Origin of the sequence: Pseudorhodobacter sp. E13, from assembly GCF_003991405.1 — a bacterium.
Lineage (GTDB): Bacteria > Pseudomonadota > Alphaproteobacteria > Rhodobacterales > Rhodobacteraceae > Pseudorhodobacter.
This window is the reverse complement of the sequence record NZ_RPEN01000027.1, coordinates 1-223: the sequence shown is the minus strand read 5'-3', so window position 1 is coordinate 223 and position 223 is coordinate 1. Positions and strand designations below refer to the sequence as shown.

At 59.2% G+C, this 223-nt stretch carries 1 protein-coding gene; it reads left to right on the top strand.

The genetic code is table 11. The features are described from left to right. Position 1 precedes the first annotated feature (1 nt). The coding region (locus EGN72_RS00075) for a transposase (protein ID WP_233586964.1) at positions 2 to 223 on the top strand (222 nt) is incomplete at its 3' end.

The following is a 223-nucleotide window of genomic DNA, read 5'->3' as shown; positions in this document are numbered from 1 at the left end:
GCTGACGGACGAGCAGATGGAGCGGCTGAAACCGTTCTTTCCGAAGAGCCATGGTAAGCCGCGCGTCGATGATCGGCGGGTCTTGAGCGGCATAATCTTCATCAATCGCAATGGCTTGCGGTGGTGTGATGCGCCCAAGGAGTATGGCCCTCCGAAGACCCTCTACAACCGATGGAAGCGGTGGGGTGACATGGGGGTCTTCGCCAGGATGATGGAGGGGCTT